Origin of the sequence: Streptomyces inhibens, assembly GCF_022221585.1 — a bacterium.
In the GTDB taxonomy this organism is placed as follows: Bacteria; Actinomycetota; Actinomycetes; order Streptomycetales; family Streptomycetaceae; genus Streptomyces; species Streptomyces inhibens.
Map to the genome: position 1 here is coordinate 4,914,485 of NZ_CP084681.1, position 23,573 is coordinate 4,938,057.

General features: G+C 71.6%; 24 protein-coding genes. 14 read left to right on the forward strand and 10 right to left on the reverse strand.

From position 1 onward, the window contains the following. Positions 1-25 precede the first annotated feature (25 nt). Both KI385_RS22455 and KI385_RS22460 read left to right on the forward strand, forming a co-directional pair. Positions 26-682, forward strand: a complete 657-nt coding sequence (locus tag KI385_RS22455; RefSeq protein WP_238573961.1) for a DUF1707 SHOCT-like domain-containing protein — start codon at positions 26-28, stop codon at positions 680-682. 14 nt (positions 683-696) lie between these two features. After that, positions 697-1,533 carry an ABC transporter permease gene (locus KI385_RS22460; protein WP_425356941.1) on the forward strand — a complete coding sequence of 279 codons (837 nt, stop codon included), beginning with the start codon at positions 697-699 and terminating at the stop codon, positions 1,531-1,533. A 515-nt stretch (positions 1,534-2,048) separates the two neighbouring features. On the opposite strand, the gene KI385_RS22465 is transcribed toward KI385_RS22460, so the two are convergent. Further along, the gene (locus KI385_RS22465) at positions 2,049-3,764 is read right to left on the reverse strand and encodes a thiamine pyrophosphate-binding protein (protein WP_238573962.1); all 1,716 of its coding nucleotides are present in this window, start codon (positions 3,762-3,764) and stop codon (positions 2,049-2,051) included. Next, positions 3,761-5,002, reverse strand: a complete 1,242-nt coding sequence (locus KI385_RS22470; RefSeq protein ID WP_238573963.1) for an aldehyde dehydrogenase family protein — start codon at positions 5,000-5,002, stop codon at positions 3,761-3,763. The genes KI385_RS22465 and KI385_RS22470 overlap by 4 nt, the downstream gene beginning before the upstream one ends. A gap of 415 nt (positions 5,003-5,417) precedes the next feature. Here KI385_RS22470 and KI385_RS22475 point away from each other — a divergent pair, with 415 nt between their 5' ends. After that, positions 5,418-6,662 carry a helix-turn-helix transcriptional regulator gene (locus tag KI385_RS22475; RefSeq protein WP_238573964.1) on the forward strand — a complete coding sequence of 415 codons (1,245 nt, stop codon included), beginning with the start codon at positions 5,418-5,420 and terminating at the stop codon, positions 6,660-6,662. Positions 6,663-6,840: 178 nt separating this feature from the next. Here the strand turns inward: KI385_RS22475 and KI385_RS22480 are convergent, their stop codons facing one another. Together KI385_RS22480 and KI385_RS22485 are read right to left on the reverse strand one after the other, a co-directional pair. After that, positions 6,841-7,398 carry a 4'-phosphopantetheinyl transferase family protein gene (locus KI385_RS22480; RefSeq protein WP_238573965.1) on the reverse strand — a complete coding sequence of 186 codons (558 nt, stop codon included), beginning with the start codon at positions 7,396-7,398 and terminating at the stop codon, positions 6,841-6,843. Between the two features lie 559 nt (positions 7,399-7,957). Further along, positions 7,958-8,203, reverse strand: a complete 246-nt coding sequence (locus tag KI385_RS22485) for an acyl carrier protein (RefSeq protein WP_128506996.1) — start codon at positions 8,201-8,203, stop codon at positions 7,958-7,960. 462 nt (positions 8,204-8,665) lie between these two features. Here KI385_RS22485 and fabI point away from each other — a divergent pair, with 462 nt between their 5' ends. Genes fabI through KI385_RS22500 form a run of 3 tightly spaced genes read left to right on the forward strand, consistent with a single transcriptional unit; the run spans position 8,666 to position 11,463 of the window. Continuing rightward, positions 8,666-9,436, forward strand: a complete 771-nt coding sequence (gene fabI, locus KI385_RS22490; protein WP_128506987.1) for an enoyl-ACP reductase FabI — start codon at positions 8,666-8,668, stop codon at positions 9,434-9,436. A 6-nt stretch (positions 9,437-9,442) separates the two neighbouring features. Beyond that, a complete protein-coding gene (locus KI385_RS22495) occupies positions 9,443-9,958 on the forward strand; it encodes a MaoC family dehydratase (RefSeq protein WP_238573966.1) in 516 nt (171 codons plus the stop codon). Further along, positions 9,955-11,463 carry a class I adenylate-forming enzyme family protein gene (locus KI385_RS22500; protein WP_238573967.1) on the forward strand — a complete coding sequence of 503 codons (1,509 nt, stop codon included), beginning with the start codon at positions 9,955-9,957 and terminating at the stop codon, positions 11,461-11,463. Before KI385_RS22495 ends, KI385_RS22500 begins: the two co-directional genes overlap by 4 nt. A gap of 396 nt (positions 11,464-11,859) precedes the next feature. On the opposite strand, the gene KI385_RS22505 is transcribed toward KI385_RS22500, so the two are convergent. Then, positions 11,860-12,354, reverse strand: a complete 495-nt coding sequence (locus tag KI385_RS22505) for a DUF6344 domain-containing protein (RefSeq protein WP_238573968.1) — start codon at positions 12,352-12,354, stop codon at positions 11,860-11,862. Positions 12,355-12,738: 384 nt separating this feature from the next. Here KI385_RS22505 and KI385_RS22510 point away from each other — a divergent pair, with 384 nt between their 5' ends. From KI385_RS22510 to KI385_RS22525, 4 genes are all read left to right on the forward strand, one after another. Further along, positions 12,739-13,674, forward strand: coding sequence for an ABC transporter ATP-binding protein (locus tag KI385_RS22510; protein WP_238573969.1), 936 nt, complete (start codon positions 12,739-12,741; stop codon positions 13,672-13,674). 40 nt (positions 13,675-13,714) lie between these two features. Beyond that, positions 13,715-14,503, forward strand: coding sequence for an ABC transporter permease (locus tag KI385_RS22515; RefSeq protein ID WP_238577800.1), 789 nt, complete (start codon positions 13,715-13,717; stop codon positions 14,501-14,503). 112 nt (positions 14,504-14,615) lie between these two features. After that, the gene (locus tag KI385_RS22520) at positions 14,616-15,980 is read left to right on the forward strand and encodes a sensor histidine kinase (protein ID WP_238573970.1); all 1,365 of its coding nucleotides are present in this window, start codon (positions 14,616-14,618) and stop codon (positions 15,978-15,980) included. Beyond that, positions 15,973-16,659 carry a response regulator gene (locus KI385_RS22525; RefSeq protein WP_281066888.1) on the forward strand — a complete coding sequence of 229 codons (687 nt, stop codon included), beginning with the start codon at positions 15,973-15,975 and terminating at the stop codon, positions 16,657-16,659. The genes KI385_RS22520 and KI385_RS22525 overlap by 8 nt, the downstream gene beginning before the upstream one ends. Before the next feature lie 59 nt (positions 16,660-16,718). Here KI385_RS22525 and KI385_RS22530 read toward each other — a convergent pair whose 3' ends face one another. The 5 genes from KI385_RS22530 to KI385_RS22550 all read right to left on the reverse strand — a co-directional run bounded on the left by KI385_RS22530 (position 16,719) and on the right by KI385_RS22550 (position 19,715). Then, positions 16,719-17,042 (reverse strand): cupin domain-containing protein, encoded by a 324-nt coding sequence (locus tag KI385_RS22530; protein ID WP_238573971.1) that lies wholly within the window; start codon positions 17,040-17,042, stop codon positions 16,719-16,721. Between the two features lie 170 nt (positions 17,043-17,212). After that, on the reverse strand, positions 17,213-17,647 hold the full coding sequence (locus KI385_RS22535) for a DUF5994 family protein (RefSeq protein ID WP_238573972.1): 435 nt from the start codon (positions 17,645-17,647) through the stop codon (positions 17,213-17,215). Further along, positions 17,644-18,630, reverse strand: coding sequence for an acyl-CoA desaturase (locus KI385_RS22540; RefSeq protein WP_238573973.1), 987 nt, complete (start codon positions 18,628-18,630; stop codon positions 17,644-17,646). Before KI385_RS22540 ends, KI385_RS22535 begins: the two co-directional genes overlap by 4 nt. After that, positions 18,627-18,857, reverse strand: a complete 231-nt coding sequence (locus KI385_RS22545; protein WP_238573974.1) for a hypothetical protein — start codon at positions 18,855-18,857, stop codon at positions 18,627-18,629. The genes KI385_RS22540 and KI385_RS22545 overlap by 4 nt, the downstream gene beginning before the upstream one ends. A gap of 282 nt (positions 18,858-19,139) precedes the next feature. Next, entirely contained in the window at positions 19,140-19,715 is a 576-nt protein-coding gene (locus tag KI385_RS22550; protein ID WP_238573975.1) for a TerD family protein, read from the reverse strand. 187 nt (positions 19,716-19,902) lie between these two features. Between KI385_RS22550 and KI385_RS22555 the strand changes: the two genes are divergently transcribed. The 4 genes from KI385_RS22555 to KI385_RS22570 all read left to right on the forward strand — a co-directional run bounded on the left by KI385_RS22555 (position 19,903) and on the right by KI385_RS22570 (position 23,410). Then, positions 19,903-20,439, forward strand: a complete 537-nt coding sequence (locus tag KI385_RS22555; protein WP_238573976.1) for a BlaI/MecI/CopY family transcriptional regulator — start codon at positions 19,903-19,905, stop codon at positions 20,437-20,439. 3 nt (positions 20,440-20,442) lie between these two features. Further along, complete coding sequence (locus tag KI385_RS22560; RefSeq protein WP_238573977.1) at positions 20,443-21,408, forward strand: M56 family metallopeptidase; 966 nt, start codon at positions 20,443-20,445, stop codon at positions 21,406-21,408. Positions 21,409-21,652: 244 nt separating this feature from the next. Then, a complete protein-coding gene (locus tag KI385_RS22565; RefSeq protein WP_238573978.1) occupies positions 21,653-21,826 on the forward strand; it encodes a hypothetical protein in 174 nt (57 codons plus the stop codon). A 252-nt stretch (positions 21,827-22,078) separates the two neighbouring features. Continuing rightward, complete coding sequence (locus KI385_RS22570) at positions 22,079-23,410, forward strand: LCP family protein (RefSeq protein ID WP_238577802.1); 1,332 nt, start codon at positions 22,079-22,081, stop codon at positions 23,408-23,410. Positions 23,411-23,573: the final 163 nt, after the last annotated feature.

The following is a 23,573-nucleotide window of genomic DNA, read 5'->3' on the forward strand; positions in this document are numbered from 1 at the left end:
GCCGGACTCAGCGGAGGCACCACCCATGACCCAGCCCCAACGACCCGATCTGCACAAGGATGTGGCGCCCTCGCCCGCGACATCCCGTTCGGTGCTGGCCTCGGACGCCGAACGCGAGGACATGGTCGAACGGCTCAGGGAAGCCACCGCGGAAGGCCGGTTAACCCTCGAAGAGCTGGCCGAGCGTTCCGAGGCGGCATATCTCGCGCGTACCCGCGAGGAGTTGCGGTCCGTCGGCGAGGATCTGCCGCATGTGACTCCCCCGGAGTCCTCGGCCTCCGCGACCGGACAGCGCAGCTTCCGCGCCGTATTCGGCGATGTCACCCACCACAGCCCCTCCCTGGAGCACGGCATCGAGGCGACCGCGGTCTTCGGGGATCTGACCCTCGATCTGTGCGCCTCCCCGGCACCGTCGACCGGCGAACTGACCATCGAGGCCCGTGCGTTCGTCGGCGATGTCCATCTGCTGCTCCCGGAAGGCGTCCGGGTCGAGATGAACTGCAGCAAGGTCTTGGGTGATCTGCGCAATGTGACCCGGGAACACTCCGGCCCGGAAGCCGTCACCCCGCTCATCCGCATCACCGGCTCCGCCGTCTTGGGCGACATCGTCGTCGCGCACCCCAACAGCGACCGGCGCACGTACTGGCAGAAGTGGCTCGACGAGCGCCGCGGCCGGGCCTGACCGGAGGAGAAGCCGTGACGTCGATTCAGGCCCTGCCCCGCCCCGAGCCGCCCGCGCCCGTCGCCGACGAGGGCCGGATAGGCCCGCGGGCCATGGCGCGGCACACGGGCGCACTGGTCCGCCGCAATCTTCTGCAGATCCGGCAGAACCCGGAGTCGATGGCCGACGCGCTGCTGATGCCGATCGTGCTGACGGTGCTGTTCGTCTTCGTCTTCGGCGGCTCGATCGGCGCGGGCGGTGACCGCGCGCAGTACACCGCCTTTCTGGTGCCGGGGCTGATGGTGATCCTCGGGATGACCATCGCGATGGCCGTCGGCACCGGCGTCAACGACGACTTCCGTACCGGCCTGATGGACCGCTTCCGCACCATGCCCATCGCCCGTTCCTCGGTGCTGGTGGCCAAGGTCGTGGTGGAGACCGGCCGGATGCTGGTCGCGATCGCGGTGCTGCTGATCGTCGCCGCGGTGCTCGGCTTCGACTTCAGCGGACGCTGGCCGGGCCTGCTGGCCGCGATCGGTCTGACCGCCGTCTTCGGCACCTCGCTGATCTGGATATTCATGCTGCTGGGGCTGACCCTGCGCACCGCACAGGCCATCCAGGCGCTCTCCGTCGTCGTGCTGACCCCGCTGCAATTCGGCTCCTCGATCTTCGTACCGCCCTCGACCATGCCGGACTGGCTGCAGGCCTTCACCCGTATCAACCCGCTGACGCACATGGCCGACGCGGCCCGCGGACTCGCCCTGGGCGAGGGGCCGGTGGCCGGCCCGGTGCTCTGGACGCTCGTGTGGTCGCTGGGCCTCACGGCGGTCACCGCCCCGCTGGCCATCGCCAAGTTCCGCGCCAAGACCTGACACCGATCCGTACGGGCGGAGCGCATCCCCCGTCACGCCCTCGGCGTGGTTCCCTCCGTACGAAGAAGACGTGGCCCGGCCCCACCCCGGCTCCCCCCGGGCCGGTGGGGGCCGGGCCACGCGAAGCATCCCCCGTGGAACACAATGCCGCGCCGTCGTGGCGGGAACTCCCTCCCGCCACGACGGCGCGGCACGCACGGCGTACGGCTAGGGCGCGTCTTTTGGAGCAGTCCGGATCAGCCCGCGGCGTCTGGTGCACTGCACTCTCCCCCACGCCTTAAGGGCGCGGGAGGGGCCCCCACCGCTCGCTCCGTCTCGGCTCTTTGATTCATCCTTCGGATGCCGAGCTGCATCGCAAGGCGGAGCATCGCCCTCGGACTGGGTGTCCGTGGGTGATGCGACAACGCGGCGAGGGGGTACCCCCAGCGTTAGCTGGGGGAGTGCCGTGCCTGGGGGCACCTCCCAGCGCTAGCTGGGGGAGCGTCGCGGGCCCGGGGTGATCCGAAAGACGCGCCCTATGCGTCTTCCCGCTCCGGGAAGTCCCCCGCCGAGCCGCTCATCCCCGGCGGGGTGTCGGCGAGCGCGACCGCCACCTCCACCACGGCGCAGGTCCCGGCGGCGACCTGCCGCCAGGCGGCCGTCAGCGCCGGCTCCAGCTGGTCGGCGTCCGTCACCCGGCCGTAGCCCAGGCCATAAGCGCTGGTCAGGCCCTCGGTGCCGGTCGGGCGGGAGGTGGTGAAGGCGAACCGCGAGCCGGTTCCGGAGACCCGGTCGAGGTTGGACTGCAGCCAGCCGTAGCCGCCGTTGTCCAGGACGACGTAGAGGACGGCGGCGCCCGCGTCGGCGACGGTGGGCAGTTCGCCGCGGAAGAGGTTGAAGGCTCCGTCGCCGACCACCGCGACCACCGGCCGCCCGGCCGGCTCGGCCAGTCGTACGCCCACCGCGGCGGCCGCGCCGAAGCCCAGCGGCGTCTGCTCGCTGGGCACCACGGAGCCGCCTTCGGACCCCAGCGACCAGTGCGGGAAGAAGTACGACCACATGTCCTGCAGGCCGTTCTCCTGGACGAGGACCCGGTCCGCGGGGACGACACGGTCGAGTGCGGCCAGCACCCGGGCGACCGGCACGGCTCCCTCGGGCGCGTGCTTCACGGCCTCCTCGGCACGGTCCGCGGCGCGCCCGGCCAGCGCGGCCCGCACCGTGCGGACCCGCTCCGGCCAGTCACGAGGCGGCCGGCGGTCGGCCAGCAGTCCCGCCCAGCCGTCCACGATCCGTCCGGCGTCACCCAGGACATACGCCCCGGGTCGCTCCATGACCAGACTCTCCTCGCCCAACACAGCCTGTACGACCGGGAGTTGAGCCGCATCCTCCGGCCAGCCGAAGGTGGCGGTCTCCTCCAGCCGGCTGCCCAGCGCGATGACCAGGTCGGCCTCGCGCCACAGGGCGTCCATCGGCGCGACCGTGTAGAGGCCGCTGACGCCGCAGTACAGGGGGTGGTCCTCGGCGACGGTGCCGCGGCCGGAGGCGGTGCTGAAGATGCCGGCGCCGAGCTGCTCGGCGAAGTGCTCGATACGGCGGCCGTCGTTGCGGTGCCGGGCGCCGCCGCCCACCAGCAGCAGCGGCCGCTCGGCGGCGGCGATGCGCTCCGCGGTGGCCGCGAGCGCGTCCTGGTCGGGGGCCGGCCGCTGGGGGGCGGCCGGCCGCCAGGGCCCGGTGCGGGTGACCGGCTCGGCCGCGATCTGCTCGGCGAGCTCCAGGTAGACCGGCCCCGGGGTGCCGTTGACGGCGAGCGCGGCGGCCTTCTCCAGAGCACCGGGCAGCCGGTCGGCATGGTCGACGCGGGCCGCCCACTTCACGTACGGGCGGATCGCGGTGAGCTGGTCCAGCTCCTGGAAGGCGCCGGTGCCGAGCCGGTCGAGCCGGGTGCCGTCGGCGATCAGGATCAGCGGTGCGGCGGCGGACCGCGCCTCCAGGACGCCGGTGAGCGCATTGGTCAGCGCCGGGCCCTTGCCGATCACGCACACCCCGGGCCGGCCGGCGGCCAGTGCGTAACCGGTGGCCATGAACACGGCGTTGCGCTGGTCCCGGCAGAGCACCACGGTGGTGTCGGACCGCTCCAGCTCGCCGAGCAGCGCCATATCGTCGCCGGGCAGCCCGAACACCACCTCGCTGCCGAGGTGGTGGAGGTGGTCGGCGATCGCGGCCCAGGCGGTGGGGTGGGTGTAGGTGGTCATCGGCCGGCTCCCGGGCGGTGGGCGGCGACGGCCTTGGAGATCAGTACGGGCTCGGCGCGCACCTCCCGGCCGTCGGAGATGTAGTTGGCCATCCGGCCGTACCCGCCGAACGGGGCGTTGCCGTCGTCGATGGACAACAGGGTGGTGTCGAGGGTGACGGTGGTCCGCCGGCGCAGCGCCTCGACGAGGCCGGGGGCGTGGCCGTAGACGCTGGAGCCCAGGGCGCGTTCGGTGAACATGCCGGTGGTGAGGGTCGCGGCGAGGGCGTCCTGGTCGCGGTAGCCGGCGACATTGAAGATCGGGGCGAAGAATTCCGGTACGTGGGTGCGCGGGGTGACGTCCTCGCCGACGACGACGGTGGGGTCGAGCCGGCGGGTGCGGAAGTCGACATGCCCGCCGTGCACGATGCCGCCGCGGTTGCGGGCGAGGAACTGTGCGCCGTCCTCCAGCGCGCTCTCGTAGAAGATCGGCCCGTAGTCGGCGTCCGGGTCGGTGTACGGGCCGTAGCGCATCCCCTTCACCTCGCTGACCAGGGCATCGACGAACGGGGCGAGCAGCGACTCATGGACGCTGAACAGGTCCGGGCCCAGGCAGTCCTGGCCGGTGTTCAGGACCCGGATGGCGATCGCGTCGCGGGCCGCCTGCTCGACATCGGCGCCGGGGGCGACGACGAACGGGTTGACGCCGGAGCCGAGGAAGAGGAACAGCTGCCCGGGGGAGAGCTGGGGGCGGATCTGTTCGGCGTTGGCGTAGGCGCCGGTGAAGACCACGACGTCGGCGGGGAGGACCTGCTCCTGCAGGAATTCCCGCTGGCTGGCGCCGGAGAGGGTGATGGGCAGACCGTGCTGCTCGGCGAGCAGGGTGTGCAGCCGGCGCATCTGGTCCTTGACGCGGCTGGAAGGGCGGAACACCAGCCGGTCGGTGTAGAGGGCGGGCACCAGGAGGTAGAGGGCGTAGGAGTAGAGGAGGACGTTCGACGGCATGAAGGCGGCCAGCCGGGGGACCCGGCCGGGCCGGTGGGCGGCCACCTCGTCCAGGGCCCCGTCGAGGGTGGCGACGGTCGACTCGATCTCGTAGCGCGCGGCGCGATGGGTGGAGATCTCGCACAGCAGCTCGTGCACGGTACCGGCGTCGTTCACCAGAAAGTCCCGGACCCTGTGCAAGGCCGCCGCACGTCGGCTGTCGATGCTGTCCTCCGGCTCGGCGGCCACGGTCGGCCATGCGGGAGCGGAGCTCATATGTCCCTCCTCGGGGCGTAGTCCATGGAGGGTCAGCGTCAGCCAATTGTCATTTATTGTCAAGTAAAGTCATTGCACTCGACTGGCTCATATGACAAGCAACACTGCACAGGGCCGCTCCACGCCACCCGCCGGGTACCCTCTCTTCCCTGTACACAGCCATCGAGGCACCCTCTCAGCTGTCGCAACGCCCGTGCGCCGGCAAGGGGAATATCTACCTCCGCAAGTGACAAAAAATGACTCTGCGGCCGGAGGGAAGTCGTCCACAGGCACCCCCGCACGGACGTCCGATGAGTAGACTCGCCGCCATCACGTTCCATCCGTCCGCAGCCGTCCCACCCCGTCACCGTCCGTCCGCCCAACTCACCTGCGAGCGATTTTCTTGACGATTGAGCAGCCTGCTTTCGGGAAGCGAGTGCGGGAGGTCCGGCGCGCTCAGGGTCTGTCCCAGGGGGATCTCGCCGGGGACGATCTCTCCCCCAGCTATGTCTCGCTGGTCGAGAACGGCCGCAGAATCCCGAGCGCCAAGATCGCCCGGTCCATCGCGGAACGGCTCGGCACGACGGTCGAGGCGCTGTGCGCCACCGACCGGCCCGGCGACCGACTGACCCAGCGCCTCGACCTGGTCGGCCAGTTGGTGGCGGCCCGCGCCAGCCAGCTGGCCGGTGACTGGCCGGCGGCGCTGCGCCAGCTGGAGTCCGTGGTGGAGCAGTCCGGCGGCGCCGATCAGGACGAGGTGCGCTGGGAGGCGCGCTGGGAGCTGGCCACCGTCCTCGGCCGGCTCGACGACCCGGCCCGCCATGAAGCGGCGCTGCGCCGACTGCTCGACGACCCGCTCACCCGCTCCGCGCCCGTGCTGCACGCCCGGGTCGCCATCGAGCTCGCCCAGCTGCTGCGCGCCGCGGGCCGCCTGTCGGACGGCGTCCGCTTCGCCGAGGAGGCGGTCCGGGTCACCGCCGAGCTGGAGCCCGGCCGTCCGGAGCGGGCACAGGCCCAGGTGGCGCTGCTGTCCGCGTCCGTCGACAGCGGGGAGTGGAGCCGTGCCGAGCAGCTCGGCGCGGAGCTGCTCACCGAGGTCGCGCCGCTGCCGGCCGGCGAACTGCGGGCCGGCGCCCTGTGGGCCGCGGCCGGTGCGCAGTATCTCGGCGGGCATCCGGACCGGGCGCTGGAGCTGCTGGCCGAGGCGGAGCAGCTGCTCGCCGCGACGGACGGCGTACGGCTACGGCTGCGGCTGGCCCGCGCCCGTACGCTGCTGGCGCTCGCCTCGGGCCCGGCCGACGACGCCGACGCCCTGCTGGCGCGAGCCCGGCAGGCCGCCGCGCTGGTCGACACCCCGTCCAGCAGGACCTGGCTGGCCCTCCTGGAGACGGCCGCGGCGCTGCGCCACAACGACCGGATGGCGGCCACCGACCACGCCACCGCGATCGATCTCGACGCCGGTGAACTGTCACCGCTCGACCGTGCCCGCTGTCTGCTCCATCTGGCCCGGGCCCATCGCGCGGGCGGTGACGAGGAGGCCGCGGAGGCCGACTTCAAGCTGGCCGCCGAGGGCTACGAGAAGGTGGGGGCCTTCCGGCTGGCGCTGGAGAGCTGGCGCGAGCTGAGCGCCGGCGGCCGCGGTGGCGAGGGTCCGGACCCGCACGCCGTGCTCATGCCGTAGCGGTGTCCGTCGTCCGGGGCGCGGGCGTACGGGCCTGTGTCCCGGGATGCGTACCGGCCTGTGTCCCGGGATGCGTACCGGCCTGTGTCCCGGGATGCGTACCGGCCTGTGTCCCGGGATGCGTACCGGCCTGTGTCCCGGGATGCGTACCGGCCTGTGTCCCGGGATGCGTACCGGCCTACCTCTCGGCTTGTGTTCCGGATTGCGTATCGGCTTGCGTATCGGCTTGCGCGCCAGGGGAGTTCAGGCGCCAGATCCGTACCCCGGGTACCGGGGCGGAGGTCGCCGCGCAGGCCACCGTCCGCGGACCGGCGGGCAGATCGCGTACGTAGGCGATACCGCCCGGGTGCGTCGGCGACGGGGGGATCACGACCTTGCCGTCCCGCGCCTCGCTCAGCGCGTCGATCTCGTCGGCGGCCGCCAGCCCGCCCCGTCCCGTCAGCCGCAGGGCCGCTTCCTTACGGGTCCACAGCTGGGCCAGCCGGTGTGCCCGCCGGTCCGCCGGAGCCTCTTGTACGTAACCGCGCTCCAACGGCGTGAAGGGAAGCAGCAGTTCGCCGACCGGACCCTGCGGGACGGTGTGGACGGACAGGGCCACGGGGAGGCCCCGGGCCACGGCCAGGAACTGCCGGCCCGCGTCCGCGCCGATGCCGAGGCCGAGGCGGGTGCCCGCGGGCCGGCCGGTGGCGGCGGGCGGTTCGGTGAACACCGGCCGGCCGAAGCCGTCACGGGTCAACGGAATATCGCGCGGGGAACAATGCAGTAACTCGCAGAGAAAGGCCGTCAAACAGGCACCTTCTCGAATGTCGCCGGCAGTGGGCGAGAAAATATGTAAACGGCCGTCGGCTAATTCGGATGAGCGGGACGGGTCCCAACTCTCCTCCTGCTGAGGCATGTTGGCCGGGCCGTCATGGTTGAGTAAATGCGCGCCACAGAAGGGCTCGTCCCCCTGCATAGATCCCCTCGCACCATGTCTCCTTTCCGCGGACCGGTCACATCCGAGAAAGCAGTGCACTGAGTCGATTTGATTTACCCTCCGGAGATCCTCAAGGTAACCCTGGTCTATGCCTGCGTCAACAAGCGACGACCGAAAATCAACTTTGGTTTACTGCAACGCATTACCAGATTTCGCCAAGTTGGGCCCCGGCGCGCTGCGGCGCTCGCCGGTTGACAGCGAGTTGAGCGCCGGGTGATCCGCAGTTGAGCAGAATCTGACCGTTATTCAAATCCCTTGGGTGGGTGTGCTCCTGCCGGACAGTGCGGCCCGCCAGGAGCACACCGGTCGGGGGCCGGCCTCAGGACGCCAGCTGCTTCTCCACCCTGAGCACAATGTCCAAAACTCTACGCATGTCCTTCATCTCCTCTTCGGGCAGCGCGACGCCGAAGCGCTCCTCGGCGACGACGATGACCTCGGCCATCGCGAGGGAGTCCACGTCCAACTCCTCGACCAGGGACTTCTCCTCGGTCACCTCGGACGGCAGCACGCCGGCCACCTCGTTAAGGATCTCGGCGAGTTGAGCAACGATCTCTTCGCGGGTCATGACGGTCATGACGGGTCACCTCTCTTTGAGTGGGGGGTGGTACGGGTCGAATGCGGGGTCCGGCGGCCGTGCGGGGTGGGTGCGGCACTCGCGGGGCCTGCGGCGCGGTGAAGTCGGTGCCTTGACGCCCGTCATCAGCGGGGTGGTCACGCTCGTCGGGCGCGCCGGTGGGGATCGGGGCGAGCAGGTCGAAGTCGGCGCGGTCCGGCTCGGGTTCGGTGGCCTGCGCCGGCCACTGCCGCTTCTCGCAGCGCTCGGCGCCGGGCCACGGGCTGTGGCCTCCAGCGCGGCATCGAAACCTCCGTGACATCCGAGTCACTGTTTTGACTATACTTGACTATTCCAGTCAACTGGAGGTCCGATAGGTTGTCAACGACGGTCTTTCAAGACCAAGCCAGGACAATGCTTCTGAGTTATGTTCGGTGACTCTGGAGTCGAGGACGAGTCAGACGGAGGAACCGCATGAGCGGTCTGCTCGACGGAAAGCAGCTGGTCATCACCGGCGTGATCACCGAAAGCTCGATCGCCTACGCGGTGGCGCGGCTCGCCCAGGAACAGGGGGCCAAGATCGTCCTCACGGCGTACGGCCGGCCGAGCCTGGTCGCCCGGCTCGCCCGGCGGCTGCCGGAAGAGCCCCCCGTCGTGGAGCTGGACGTCACCGACGAAGACCAGCTCACCACCCTCGCCGACCGGTTGGGCGCACACCTCGACGGGCTCGACGGCGTACTCCACTCCGTCGCCAACGCCCCCGCGAACTGCCTGGACGGCGGCTTCCTGACGGCGCCGTGGCGCGATGTGTCCGCCGCCCTGCACACCTCGACGTACTCCCTGGTGGCGCTGACCATGGCCTGCCGCCCCCTGTTGCGCCCCGGATCCTCCGTCGTCGGCGTGGACTTCGACGCCTCCCGCGCCTGGCCCGGCTACGACTGGATGGGCGTCGCCAAGGCGGGGCTGGAGGCCTGCTCCCGCTATCTGGCGCGCGACCTCGGCGGCCAGGGCATCCGGGCCAATCTCGTCGCGGCCGGACCTCTGCGCACCCTGGCCGCCCGCGGTATCGGCGGCGACGGCCCGTCCTTCGAGAAGAGCTGGGCGACCCGTGCCCCGCTCGGCTGGGACCCGCAGGACGCCGACCCCGTCGCCCGTACCTGCGTGGCCCTGCTGTCCGACTGGCTGCCCGCCACCACCGGCGAGATCGTGCACGCGGACGGCGGCCATCACATGATCGGCGACTGACCGGCGATGACGGAGAGACCGGCGCCGGGCATGCCGCCGAGCACGCCCGCGCCGCCCAGCACCCTCCGCTGCGGCCCGTACGCCCTCGACCGGGCGCGGATCGCCGCCTTCGCCGGCGCGCTCGGCGACCCCCACCCCGCGTACCGCGACCCGGCCGCCGCCCGCGCCCTCGGCCACCCGGACATCATCGCCCCGCCCACCTACCTCGCCACCCTCGCCGCCGACGCCGAGGACCAACTCCTGCGTCTCCAGCCCGGCTTCGCCGGCACCGAGGGCGCCGTGCACCGCTCCCAGACGCTGCGCCACGCCCGCCCCGCACACGCCGGCGACACCCTCCACGCCACCGTCCGGATCGCCGGCGCCACCACCCTCGCCGGCCGCCAACTCCTCACGCTCGACTGCGAGTTCCGGGCCCTGGACGGCTCCTGGGTGGCCACCACCACCTCCTCGCTGCTGTGCCCGGCCACCCCGCCGCGGCCGGCCCGGCGCCCCCTCGCCCCCATGGGATCGGAGCAACCATGACCGACACCTTCGCCCCTCCGGTCGCCACCGCCCGGCTCGTCGACGGCACGTCGGCCCCGCTCGGCGACACCGGCCACCTCGACGGACCGGCCCTCGGCCGACGGGTGCAGACCACCGCACACGCCCTGCACCACCTCGGCATCCGCGCCGGTGACCGGGTCCTGGTCCAGGGCGACAACAGCGTCGACTACGTTCTGACGCTGCTGGCCCTGATGCAGCTGGACACCTCACTCATTCCGCTCGACCACCGGCTCCCCGCCGCCGACGCCACCGCGGCCGCCCACCAGGCCCACGCCCGCTGGCTGGTCACCGCCGCCGACCGCGCCAGCGGCTTCCCCGGCATCCCCGACCGGCGCGTCATCCACTACCCCCGCCTCGCCGCCGACGCCACGCCGCCCCCGCCCGCCGATGTCGACCTGTCCCGCTGGTTCCGCCGCCCCGACGCGCTCGTCCTGTGGTCCTCGGGCACCACCGGGCGCCCCAAGGGCATCGTCAAGCCCGGCCGCGCCGTCCTCGACAACTCGCTGCGCACCATCCAGGCCATGGGCTACCGCCAGGACGACGTTCTCGCGCCCCTGCTGCCCTTCTCCCACCAGTACGGGCTCTCCGTCATCCTGCTGTGGTGGCTGGCCCGATGCACCCTGCTGGTCACCCCCTACCAGCGGCTCGACGCGGCCGTCGGCCAGGCCGCGGCGCACGGTGCCACCGCCGTGGACGCCGCCCCGTCCACGTACCACTCGCTCCTCGGCGTGGTGCGCCGCCGCCCGGAGGTACGCGCCGGGCTCGCGGGCGTACGCATCTGGGGCGTGGGCGGCGCGCCGCTGCCCGCCCCGCTGGCCGAGTCCTTCCACACGACAATGGGCCGCCCACTCCTGGACGGCTACGGTCTGACCGAACTCGGCAATGTCGCACTGGCCACCCCCGATACACCGCACGGCTGCGGGCGCCCCCTGCCCGGCGTACGGCTACGCGTCATGCGCCCCGACGGCACGGCTGCCGACCCCGGCGAGCTCGGCGGCATCGAGGTGCGCTCCCCCGGGCTGATGGCCGGCTACCTCCGGGAGGACGGCTCGCTGACGCCCGTCGATCCGGACGCCTGGTATCCGACGGCGGACCTGGGCAGCGTCGATGCCGAAGGCACCGTACGCGTGGTGGGGCGCAATCAGGCCGTGCACCGGCTGGGCTTCACGCTCTACCCCGAGAGCCTGGAGCGCCGCGCCGAGGCCTGTGGCCGGCCGGTCAAGGTACTGGCGGTCGAGGACCAACGCCGTGGCAGTGCACTGCACTTCGTGGTCGCGGACCCTGAGGGCGAGGCCCCGCTCACCTGGCGCCGGCGGCTCGCCGAGCACCTGGCGGAGTACGAACAGCCCAACGCGGTCCATGTCGTCGGCCACTTCCCGCTCACCGCCAATGGAAAGCCGGACACACGGGCGTTGCGTGCACAGCTGGGGCTGGAGCTGGGAGTGGGTCCGGGACCGGTGCCCCGGTTGGGGGCCGGGCGGTAGAACTCCGGGGGTATTACGGGTGGTTCAGGTCTGAGGGTGGTGCGGGTGTTCTGCGTGGTGCGGGTGTCCTGCGTGGTGCGGGTGTCCTGCGTGGTTCTGGTGTCCTGCGTGGTTCACGTCTGCGGCTGATTCATTTCTGCGGCTGGTCACGGCTCGTCCGGTTCACGTCTCGTCTGTTCACTTCTCGGCTGGTCACGTCCCGGCTGTTCGCTTCTCGGCTGGTCACGGCTCGTCCGGTTCACGTCTCGTCTGTTCACTTCTCGGCTGGTCACGTCCCGGCTGTTCGCTTCTCGGCTGGTCACGTCCCGGCTGTTTCACGTGGAACATCCGGTGTTCGTTTCACGTGGAACACATCGGTTTCCGCTTCGGGCAACGCACGTCCGCTGCTGCGGCCGCTCAGAAGGCGCGGGCGGTGTCCGCACGACGGCGGGCCGCCGGGATGACCGCCGGACGGGTGTCCATGTCGGTGCCGGTGTGCAGCGGCTCCGTGGCGCGGGTGCGGCGGCTGCGCAGGCCGGGCGAGGAACCGTGCGCCTCGGCGCTGATGCGCTGCTTGATCGTCGGCGGCAGCTCCGGCCGGGCGAACATCCGCCGGGCGGAAGTGGATTGGCCGTACTGCGGTACGCCGCGCGGCGCGGGCACAGTGCGCGCCGGGGGCACGGCACGGGTCGGTGTCTCTGCGTCAGGATCCGGCGCGGCGCGGCGCACCGCCTCCCTGGCATCGGCACCCGGGCCCTCGGTGCCCGCGTTCCCGTTGCCCAGGGTCCGCTCGTACAGTGCGGCATCCCGGCGCGCGGCCGACGCCGCGGCGGAGACACCCAGTGATGCCAGCAGCTTGCCGAGCATGGCAAGGCATACCGCCCAGAACTTCATGACCTTGGTCGCAGCCATGGTCCCTCTCTTTCGATCGGGATCTCCCCGAGAGATCCGTTGTGTCTACTGCTGTTGCGCCTGTTGCTGTTGTGGCTGTTGTCGTTCGCGTACTGCCGTTGTGGGTGCGTCCGTTGCACCGCCTCAGTTGCCGCGCTCCGCAGGTATCGCTTACGTTGCGCCGCTTCTGTTGCGTTTTCTTATGATGAGTACGCAATGGGAGGATTTACGGACCGACGCCCCCGGATCGGCGTTCTTCCGATGAACACCACCCGTACGCAGTAGCCGCCGCCCGCGAGCGGCAGGTCGGCGGCGGGTCGTAGGCCCCGGTCAACCGATCGGTTGATGCCGTTCCGAGCGCGATGGGCGATGTGCCACCGGGTGCGCCGGGCGGATTCTCGGGTTATGCCAATCATCGAAGTCAGCGGGCTGCGCAAGGTCTACGGGGGCCGAGCCGTGGTCGACGGGGTCTCCTTCGCCGTACAGGAAGGAGAGATCTTCGGCGTACTCGGCCCGAACGGTGCCGGCAAGACGACGACCGTCGAATGCCTTGAGGGCCTCCGGGTCCCGGACGGCGGGACGGTCCGGGTGGGCGGGCTCGATCCGGTCGCCGACCACGACCGGGTCACCCAGATCCTGGGCTCCCAGCTCCAGGAGAGCGAGCTACAGGCCAAACTCACCGTGCGGGAAGCACTTGAGCTCTACTCCGCCTGCTATGCGCGCCCTGCCGACTGGCGGCAGCTCGCCGAGCGTCTCGGTCTCGACGACCGGCTCTCCGCCCGCTTCGGCAAGCTCTCCGGCGGCCAGAAGCAGCGGCTGTTCATCGCACTTGCGCTGATCGGCAGTCCGCGGGTGGTGGTGCTCGACGAGCTGACCACCGGGCTCGATCCGCGAGCCCGCCGGGACACCTGGCGGCTGATCGAGGAGGTGCGCGACTCCGGGGTGACGGTGCTGCTGGTCACGCACTTCATGGAGGAGGCGCAGCGGCTGTGCGACCGGATCGCGGTGATCGACCATGGCCGGGTCGCCGCGCTGGACACCCCGGCCGGCCTGATCAGCAAGGCCTCGCGGTCCGTCGTCATCTCGTTCACGCCGTCGACGCCGCTCGACCCGGCCGAGCTGGCGGCGCTGCCGGAGATCGCGTCCGTGGAACGGGCCGGCGCGACCACCGAGCGGGGCGTGGCGGGCGGCGCCGAGCGGCTGGTGATCCACGGGACGGACGCCACCGTCGATGCGGTGATCTCGCTGCTCGCCCGGCATCGCATCACCGCCCGGCAGCTGCGTGTCGGCGACGCCACGCTCGACGACGCCTTTCTCGATCTGACCGCACAGGAAGCCTGAGGTGCCCGATATGCCTGCCCTGCCCGCGTCCTCGTCGGCGATGCCCTCGCCGCGGTCCACCCGTCCGGATTCGGCTCCGCCGAAGGCCCGGTCCGCCTCACGTGCCGTACTGAAAACGGAGGCGCGGCTGTTCCTGCGTGAGCCGGGGACCCTCTTCTGGATCCTGGTCTTCCCCACCCTGCTGCTGATCATCATCGGCCTGATCCCGTCCTTCCGGGAGGCCCAGGCGTCGCTGGGCGGCCGCCGGGTCATCGATCTGTATGTTCCGGTGGCGCTGCTGCTCTCCGCGATCACGGCGGGGATCCAGGCGATGCCCGCGGTGCTGACGGGCTATCGGGAGCGCGGCATTCTGCGCCGGATGTCGACGACGCCGGTACGGCCCGCCGCCTTGCTCGGTGCGCAGATCGCGCTGCACGGGGCGGCCGCCGTGGTCTCCTCGGTGCTGGCCCTGACCGTCGGCCGTCTCGCTTTCGGCGTGGCGCTGCCCGGGCAGCCCCTCGGATACGCGCTGGTGCTCGTACTGACCCTGTGCAGTGCGCTCGCCCTGGGCTGTGTGATCTGCTCGCTCTCCCCGACGACCAAGGTGGCCGGTGTGGTCGGGTCGGCGGCGTTCTTCCCGATGATGTTCGCGGCGGGTGTGTGGGTGCCGGTTCAGTCCATGCCGGACACACTGCAGCGGATCGTCCAACTGGTGCCGTTCGGCGCGGCTTCGCAGGCTCTCTCCCAGGCCGCGTCCGGCCACTGGCCCGACTGGTCGCAGCTGGCGGTGCCGGCGGCCTGGGCGGTCGTACTCGGCTGGGTCGCCAAGCGCCTCTTCCGCTGGGAGTGAGGGACACAAAGGACACCGGGGACGAGGGAGCGGGACGCGGATGACAGGCGTCACAGCGGCCGGATCCACAAAGGTGCGGATGCCCGTCGCACACGCCGGGGAGACTGGCCGCATGGCGAGCGGCGAAGGCAAGGCGGCAGCACCGCGGAGGACCACCGTCCAGGAGCCGCCACCACCGCTCCGTTTCCCGAGCCTTTATGCCGCGACGGACCCGTTCACGCCGTACGCGCAGCCGGACCGGAGTCGGACGCAGCGCCTGTGGGACCGCAACCTCCGGCGGTTCGGCGGATACGCCCTGCTCGGCGTCTCGGTGGTGACGGCGGCCGCTACGACGGATCTGCTGATGCCCGGGGGCGAGCGCGATCTGGCCGGCGCTCTGGTGCTGGCCGCGCTGGCACTTCAGGTGTGGTGGAGCCGGACCGGCTGGCAGCTGCCGCGGGTACCGGCAGGACCGGTCCTCTACGTCCTCCGCTTCGCGCTTTCCTTCTCCCTCACCTGGCTGAACGGGTTCTTCGCGATCTACGCGACGCTCGGCTACTTCGATGCCGTGCAGGTGCTTCCGCGCCGTTTCGTCCGGGCGGGGCTGCTGGCAACCGCCGTGATCATGGCCGGCTCGCAATCGGGCGCGCTGCCACCGACACACACCACGAACTGGGTGGTGTTCGGCGCCCTGTTCGCCGTCCACTCCTCCCTGGTGCTGGTCTTCGGCCATCTCGCGACCCAGGAGGCGGAGCACGCCGCGGCCAAGGCCGCCACCATCGCCGAGCTGGAGCGCACCAACGCCCGGCTGGCACTGGCGCTGGAGGAGAACGCCGGGTTGCATGCCCAACTCCTCGTCCAGGCACGGGAGGCGGGCATCGCCGATGAGCGTCGCCGGCTGGCCGCGGAGATCCATGACACCCTCGCCCAGGGCCTGGCCGGCATCATCACGCAGCTGGAGGCGGCCACCGAGAGCACCGATCCGGCGGCCGCGCGCGGACACGCCCGGCGGGCCGCGGCGCTGGCCCGCGACAGCCTCGGCGAGGCCCGCCGCTCGGTGCACGATCTGGGGCCCGGGGCGCTGGAGCACGACGCGCTGCCCGATGCGCTGCGCAAGACCGTCGAGGAGTGGTCGGCGGAGGCGGGCATACGCGCCGAGTTCACCGTCACCGGGACCGCCGAGCCGCTGCACGACGAGGTCGAGGCCACCCTGCTGCGGATCGCCCAGGAGGGCCTGGCCAACACCCGCCGGCACGCGGCCGCCTCGCGGGTCGGCGTCACCCTCTCGTACATGGGCAGCGAGGTGACGCTCGATGTACGCGACGACGGCCGCGGCTTCGATCCGGCGGCGCTGCCGCCCCGCGAGGGCACCGGTGGTTTCGGCCTCGGCGGGATGCGGGCGCGGGCCGAACGGATCGCGGGCACCGTCGACATCGAGTCCGAACCGGGCCAGGGCACGGCCGTCTCCGCTCGCGTACCGTTGGTCCGCCATGGCTGAGCACACAGAGCGAACCGAGCACAGCGACCGGACGGCGCGGGCGGAGCACACCGGACCGGCCATCACCGTCCTCCTCGTCGACGACCACCCCGTGGTCCGGGACGGGCTGCGCGGCATGTTCGCCTCGGCCCCCGGCTTCGAGGTGCTCGGCGAGGCCGGCAACGGCGTCGAGGGCGTGGAGCTCGCCGTCCGGCTCGACCCCGATGTGGTCCTGATGGATCTGCGGATGCCGGGTGGCGGCGGGGTCGTGGCCATCGCCGAGCTGGGCCGACGGGCGCCGCGCAGCAAGGTGCTGGTGCTCACGACGTATGACACCGACTCCGACACCCTCCCGGCGATCGAGGCCGGCGCCACCGGCTATCTCCTCAAGGACACCCCGCGCGGCGAACTGTTCACGGCCGTCCGCGCGGCGGCCGAGGGCCGTACGGTGCTGTCGCCCGCGATCGCCTCCCGGCTGGTCTCACGGGTCCGCTCGCCCGGCAACGAACCGCTCAGCGCCCGCGAACGCGAGGTCCTGGAGCTCGTCGCCAAGGGCACCTCGAACCGCGAGATCGCCGCCGTACTCTTCATCAGCGAGGCGACGGTCAAGACCCATCTGACGCATATCTACGGCAAGTTGGGCGCGAAGGACCGCGCGGCGGCGGTGGCGGTGGCGTACGACCGGGGGATTCTCGGCTAGAGCGGCTTGTCCGGGCCGCCTGTTTCACGTGAAACAGCCTGGGGCCATGGCCCGTTCGGTCAGTCGTCGGCCTCCTCCAGGATGACCAGCGTTCCGTGACTGCCGGGGCGCACCGCGTGCCGGACGCCCGCCGGCACCCAGTGGATCTCACCGGGCCCCACCGACACCGGCTCCCCGGCCACCGACAGTTCCAGCCTGCCGTCGAGCACCAGCAGCGCCTCGGCGGCGGCATGCCGTTCCTCCGCGAGCGGCAGCTCGGACATCCGCAGCGCCTTCACCGACGCCGTACCGACCCGGCCGAGGGGACGCGCCTTCCAGGCATGCGGCAGGGCGTCCACGGCCGCAACGACATCGACCGGATTCATGGCTTCGCAGGTGTTCATGGCATGCCTCTCCACGGGCTTCTTCCGTTTCGCAGAAGGGGCCCGCGCATCAGGTTCAAGGGATGCCTGGAAGTTAGCCGACCTGGGACGACGGTGGGTCGACCGTTCGGCAAAGGATCCGTTCGCCAAAGGGTCCGCTCGCCAAAGGATCCGCTCGGCAAAGGATCTGCTCAGGCCGGCGTCAGCTCGCCCGTGCGGGCCATCTCGGCCATCATGCGGACGGCCTCGGCCTCAGGGGTGTCGGGCGGGATGATCAGCAGGTCCCAGCGGCCGTGGCCGGGGGAGACCAGACAGAGGGTGTCCGGGCCGGGGCGGCCGGTGGTTCTGCGGAGGCGGACGACATGGCCGCCGACGAGGATCCGGGCGGGCAGGGCGGGCCAGGTCGCGCCGTTCACCGTGGCGTGGGAGATCCGCGGCCAGTCGAAGGGCAACGCGGTCAGCAGCTCGGGGAGTTCGGTCAGCAGATCGGCCGAGTGCGGCCACCAGATACCGTCTATGCGCCGCACCGTATCGGTGTGCGGTGCGATGGTCAGGCGCGCGACGGGCGGCGGGTCGTGGTGCCGGGGGTTGGCCGGGTGGGGGTGGTCCCCGGAGGCGGTGGTCATGCGGTGCTCCTGATGCGGCGGGCCGCTACCCGGTCAGGGTCGGGCCAGCGCACATCCCGGACCCAGCCGAGGCGTTCGAAGAGCCGGATGACGGCGGCGGACACATCGATCTGACCGCGGTCGACGCCGTGCCGCGCGCAGGTCGGATCGGCGTGGTGCAGGTTGTGCCAGCTCTCGCCGAACGAGAGCAGGGCCAGCGGCCACAGATTGGTCGCCCGGTCGTGGCGCCGGGTGCGGAACGGCCGCTCACCGATGACATGGCAGAGCGAATTGACGCTCCAGGTGACGTGGTGCAACAGCGCGATCCGGATGAACCCCGCCCACAGCAGGGCGGTGAGCGCGGTGACCCAGGAGCCGCCGAGGGCCCATCCCAGCGCGAACGGCAGCGCGAGCGTGAGCAGACACAGCGCGGGGAACGCCCGGTCCACCGCGCGGATTCCGCGGTCGGCGAGCAGATCGGGCGCAAAGCGCCGGTGCGAGGTGGGGTCGTCGCCGAACAGCCAGCCGATGTGCGAGTGCACCAGTCCGCGCAGCTGACCGCGCAGGCTGGTGCCGTAGCGGTAAGGGGAGTGCGGATCACCGGGGCGGTCGGTGAAGGCGTGGTGGCGGCGGTGGGTGGCCACCCAGTCGATGACATCGCCCTGGAAGCTGAGCGAGCCGGCGATGGCGAGCGCGATGCGCAGCGCGGGGGTGGCGGTGTAGCTGCCGTGGGTGAGGCCGCGGTGGAAGCCGATGGTGACGCCCAGGCCGCTGATGACGTAGAAGACGGCCAGGAGGGCGAGGTCGGTGAGGTGGACGACGCTGCCCCACAGCAGCGGGATGGCGACCGCCAGGCCGACGAACGGGGCGACGACGATGATGCCGGTCACCGTGACATACATCCGCCGGCCGCCGCTCGGCGGGGTCTCGGGGCCGTCGTCGGGGAACGGTGAGGTCCCGTCGTAGTCCTGGGCCGACGGGACGGGGCGGGCGGTGGACGTCACAGGTCGTTGCCCGCCTTACCGGAGGGCGGCGGTGGGCCGGCCACATGCGGTCCCCGGTGGGCACCGTCACGCGGCCGCTTGTGCATCCGTTGCCGCAGCGACTGCTTCCAGTCCGCGTACCGGTGGGTGGCCATCCGTCCGGCCCCCTGGGCGTTGACCCGGGCGATGAACAGCGCCCCCAGCGCGACCAGCGCCAGCAGCACAGCCACGGTCAACAGAGTCTGCATGGAGCTCACCTCACCGAATCACTCGGTGTTCCGGTGCTTCCAAGGTACCCCGCGTCGGCCCGGCAAATCCTTCTATAAGGGGTTATGGGGAGGCATGGACGAGGGCCATGGGCGAGGGCCATGGGCGAGGGCCATGGGCGGGGATGCCGTGCGGGCCGTCTTCGCGGGGGTCGCGGGCAGCCGACTTCTACAAATCTGTAGATTTTACGGCGAGGGCGGGGGAGGGAGCGGCGCCCGCCCCCTCCCCCGCCGAACGACCCGTCCGTCCCGCCGTCGCGCCTCTCAGACGTTGACGCCGAAGTCCGCCGCGATGCCCGCCAGGCCGGACGCGTAGCCCTGGCCCACCGCGCGGAACTTCCACTCCGCGCCGTGCCGGTAGAGCTCACCGAAGACCATCGCGGTCTCGGTCGAGGCGTCCTCGCTCAGGTCGTAGCGGGCCAACTCCACCCCGTCCGCCTGGTTGACGACGCGGATGAAGGCGTTGCGGACCTGGCCGAAACTCTGCCCCCGGGCCTCCGCGTCGTGGATGGAGACCGGGAAGACGATCTTCGCGATCTCGGCGGGCACGTCCGACAGCGTGACGTTGAGGGACTCGTCGTCCCCCTCGCCCTCACCGGTCAGGTTGTCGCCGGTGTGCTGCACGGAGCCGTCGGGGCTGGTGAGGTTGTTGTAGAAGACGAAGTGCGCGTCCGAGGCGACCTTGCCCGCCTCGGTGCACAGCAGCGCGCTGGCGTCCAGGTCGTAGTCCGCGCCCGTCGTGGTGCGTACGTCCCAGCCGAGGCCGACCGTGACCGCGGTCAGTCCGGGCGCTTCCTTCGACAAAGAGACGTTGCCGCCCTTGCCCAGCGAGACTCCCATGGCGTTCCTCCAGGTGTTGCCTGCGTTCCGTGGTCGGGCCAAAATCTACAGGAGTGTAGAAGTAGAGTACCGGGGGTTGGCGGCACCAGGGCGCGGGTGGGCGTACGAGCGCCCGGATCCGGCCAACTCAGTAAGATGCCCCGACGTCCCGGCCAGCGGGACACCCGGGGCGACGGGAGGCGACGGCATGGGCGGGAAGCCCTTCGGCAAGGCGCTGGGTGATTCGTTCGGCGGCTCCGGACGGGAGCGCGCCCGCCGGCGCGGGCAGGGCCAGCTGGAGGCCCAGGTGCTGGCCGCGCTGCACCACTCCCCGGGACCGGCCACCGCCGCCTGGGTACAGGAGCGACTCGGCGGCGACCTCGCGTACACGACCGTGATGACGATCCTGTCCCGGCTGCACGCCAAGCAGGCGGTCACCCGCGAGCGGTCCGGCCGCGCCTACGTCTGGACCCCGGCCGCCGACGAGGCCGGTCTCGCCGCCCTGCGGATGCGCCGCGTCCTGGACGGCGAACCGGACCGGGACGCCGTACTGACCAGCTTTGTCTCGGCGCTCTCGGCGCACGACGAGCAGCTGCTGCGCGCCCTCCTCGACCGCGCCACCGCCGACGATCCCGCGACGCCCGACGCATCCGCACCGGCCGACGGCCCGGCCACGGCCGAGGCGCCCACCACGGACCCGGGCCCCGGCCGGCACCACCCCTCGGACGAAGCACGCGGAGGCTGACCGGTGGGCGTCTTCGTGTTCCTGCCGCTCGTTCTGCCGCTCACCGCGCTGCCGATCGCCCGGCTCGCGGAGCAGCACCTCCACCCGCGCGTCACCACCCGCCTGCTGACCCTGCTCGCGGCCGTCCTCGGCCTGTGCAGCACGCTCTGCCTGGCGCTCCTGATGGTCGTCGGCACCGCCCAGCTGCCCGGCAATCCGCTGCCCGACGGCTGGTCGGACCCCGAGGTGCGGGCCGCGGTGCCCTACGCCGAGGTCGCCGGCGCCGCCGCGATTCCCCTGCTGGCCGCAGCCCTCACCGTGTGCGGCGGCGCGCTGCGCCGCCACCGCCGCATCCGGGCCCGTACCCACCGCGCACTGGACGTGCTGCCGGCCGGCTCCGACCCCGCGGTGCTGCCGGACGACGATCCGTACGCCTACGCCGTGCCCGGCACCCCGGCCCGCCCCGGCCGTCCCGCCCGGCCCGGACGGATCGCGGTCTCCCAAGGGATGCTGCGCAGCCTGGACGGCGATGAGCGGCGTGCCCTCTTCGCCCATGAGCGGGCACATCTGAACTGCCGGCACCACCGCTATCTGCTGGCCGTGCGCCTGGCCGGCTGCGTCAATCCGCTGCTGCTGCCGCTGCGTTCGGCGGTCGGCTTCGCCACCGAGCGCTGGGCGGACGAGGAGGCGGCGCGGGTGGTGGGCGACCGGCGGCTGACCGCCCGTGCCGTCGGCAAGGCGGCGCTGATCGCGCGGGGTGCGCCCTATCCGGAGCTGGCGCAGTTCGCGGCGCCCGAGCCGGGGCCGGTGCCGCGCCGGGTGGCGGCGCTGCTCGGGCCCGTACCGCCGGCCCGTCACTGGCCGCCGGCGCTGACCCCGGCGGGCCTGGCGGCACTGGTCGCGGCGGCGGGCACGGCCGCCTCCGCGCTGTCCGCGCTCAACGCGGCCGTGGCGCTGTTCGTCGTTCTCAAGGCAGCGACGCCTCTCTAAGGGCACACTGATCCCTGACTCTCCTCCAGGCGGGTCTCCCACCGGACTTGTGCGGTGGGTCGCCCACCGGGCTGTGAGCCGTCCCATACCAGGCAACTTCTACAACACTGTAGAACTAGCCGGTAGAGTTGCGCGCACACATGCGCAACGGGCGCGGCCGGAGGGGGAGATGGCGACGAGGTGCGGACTCCTGAGCTGGGACTGCCCGCCTCCAGAGGCGGAGGTGCGATGGGTCTATCAGCCCGTGGAGGTCCAATACCCGGACGGCACATGGGAGTTGGGCCGGATCAGCGCATGGTGGACGGATGGCGCGGGCGAGCAGTGGTGCCGGCTGCGCACGCTGCCCGGCGGCGTGGGCCCGCGGTGGCATCGCTACGACCCCGAGTCCATCCGGCTGCTGCCCACCGCCGGCATCTGACCCGCCGCCGCCAGCTCTTCCCGGCACCGCTGCCGCCGACTCCGGCCGCCGAGGCCGCCCCCTCCCTCGTACAGCACCACCCGCATCACCAGCATCAGAAGGACCAGAAGGGCCATCGGCGTGCATGACAGGCAGACGCAGCAGCAGACGGCCCGACCGGACGGCGGCTCCGCGCCCGGCACATCACGCCGCAGGACCACCGGCTCCGGCCGCAGATCGAGCGGCGGCTCCCGCAGGGCGGGCAAGGTCCGTATGACCCGCCGCGGTCGCATAGTCGTCTGGACCGGCGGCGTGGTCGGAGTGCTGCTGCTCGGTACGGCCGGCGTCGGCGTCTGGGCGTACATCCAGCTGGACGGCAATATCCAGGGCGCGGACATCGAGATCGACGGCGACCGGCCGGCGAACCTCAGCCCCGGCTCCAAGAACATCCTGCTCGTCGGCTCGGACAGCCGCGCCGGCGCCAACGCCAAATACGGCAAGGACCTGACCACCATGCAGTCGGACACGCTGATGGTGCTGCACATCGCCGCCAACCGTAAATGGGCGACCGCGCTGTCCTTCCCCCGCGACTCCTGGGTGAAGATCCCCGCCTGCACCCGCGGCAACGGTACGAAGTCCACGCCTCACAGCTTCAAGATCAACGAGGCGTTCTCCATCGGCGGTGACACCGGTGAGGTCGGCAAGGCCGCCGCCTGCACCATCAAGACCGTCGAGCAGAACACCGGGCTGCGGATCGACAACTTCGCCTCGATCGACTTCCAGGGCTTCAAGGGCATGGTCAACGCCCTGGACGGCATCGAGGTCTGCCCCAAGCACGCCATCCACGACAAGAAGGCCCATCTCGACCTGGAGGCGGGCTGCCAGACCGTACGGGACGAGAAGGCGCTCGGGTACGTCCGTACCCGCTACAGCGTCGGCGACGGCAGCGACCTCGGGCGCATCGGCCGCCAGCAGGAGTTCATGAAGGCACTGGGCGAGAAGGCCCAGGAGAAGCTGACCAGTCCCGGCGCTCTCTACGACTTCCTCACTGCGGCCACCAAGTCCATCAAGACCGACAAGGACCTGGACGGCCTCGACGCGCTCACCGGCCTCGCCTCGACGGTCAAGGACATCCCCAGCGACCGCCTCACGTTCGTGACCGTCCCCAACTACTACCGCGAGGCCGATGTCCCCTCCGACCACGCCAATGTGGTCTGGCAGTACCCGCAGGCCGCCGACCTGTTCAGCGATATCGCCCACGACCGCGAGCTCGGCGCCGCCGGAAAGAAGAGGCTCGCCGAGGCCGCCAAGAACCCGGTGACCGCGCACTCCGTCCAGGTCCGCGTCCTCAACGGCACCGGCACCGCCGGCCAGGCCGCCTCCGCCGCCGACCAGCTGCGCAGGCTCGGCTTCACGGTCATCGCCACCGGCAACGCCCCGGCCACGGACAAGACCACGATCACCTACCCCGCCGCGCTCAAGCCCCAGAGCGAGGTGCTCGCCGCACGCCTCCGCGGCGTCAAGGCCACGGAGTCGGCCGATGCGGCACCGGGCGCGGTGACCCTGACGATCGGGCCGGACTTCTCGGCGGTGGTCGGGGGGTAGCGGACCGGCGGCCCACCGCCCTGTGCCTGTAGGGCGCAGGGCGGCATGGCGCGCCATGCCTTACAGGCACAGGGCGCGCAGGTCGGCGGAGCACTCGGACCCGGGCGGCTCCTCTCAGACGTGCAGGATCCGGGCGGCTCCTCTCATAGGTGCAGGACCCGGG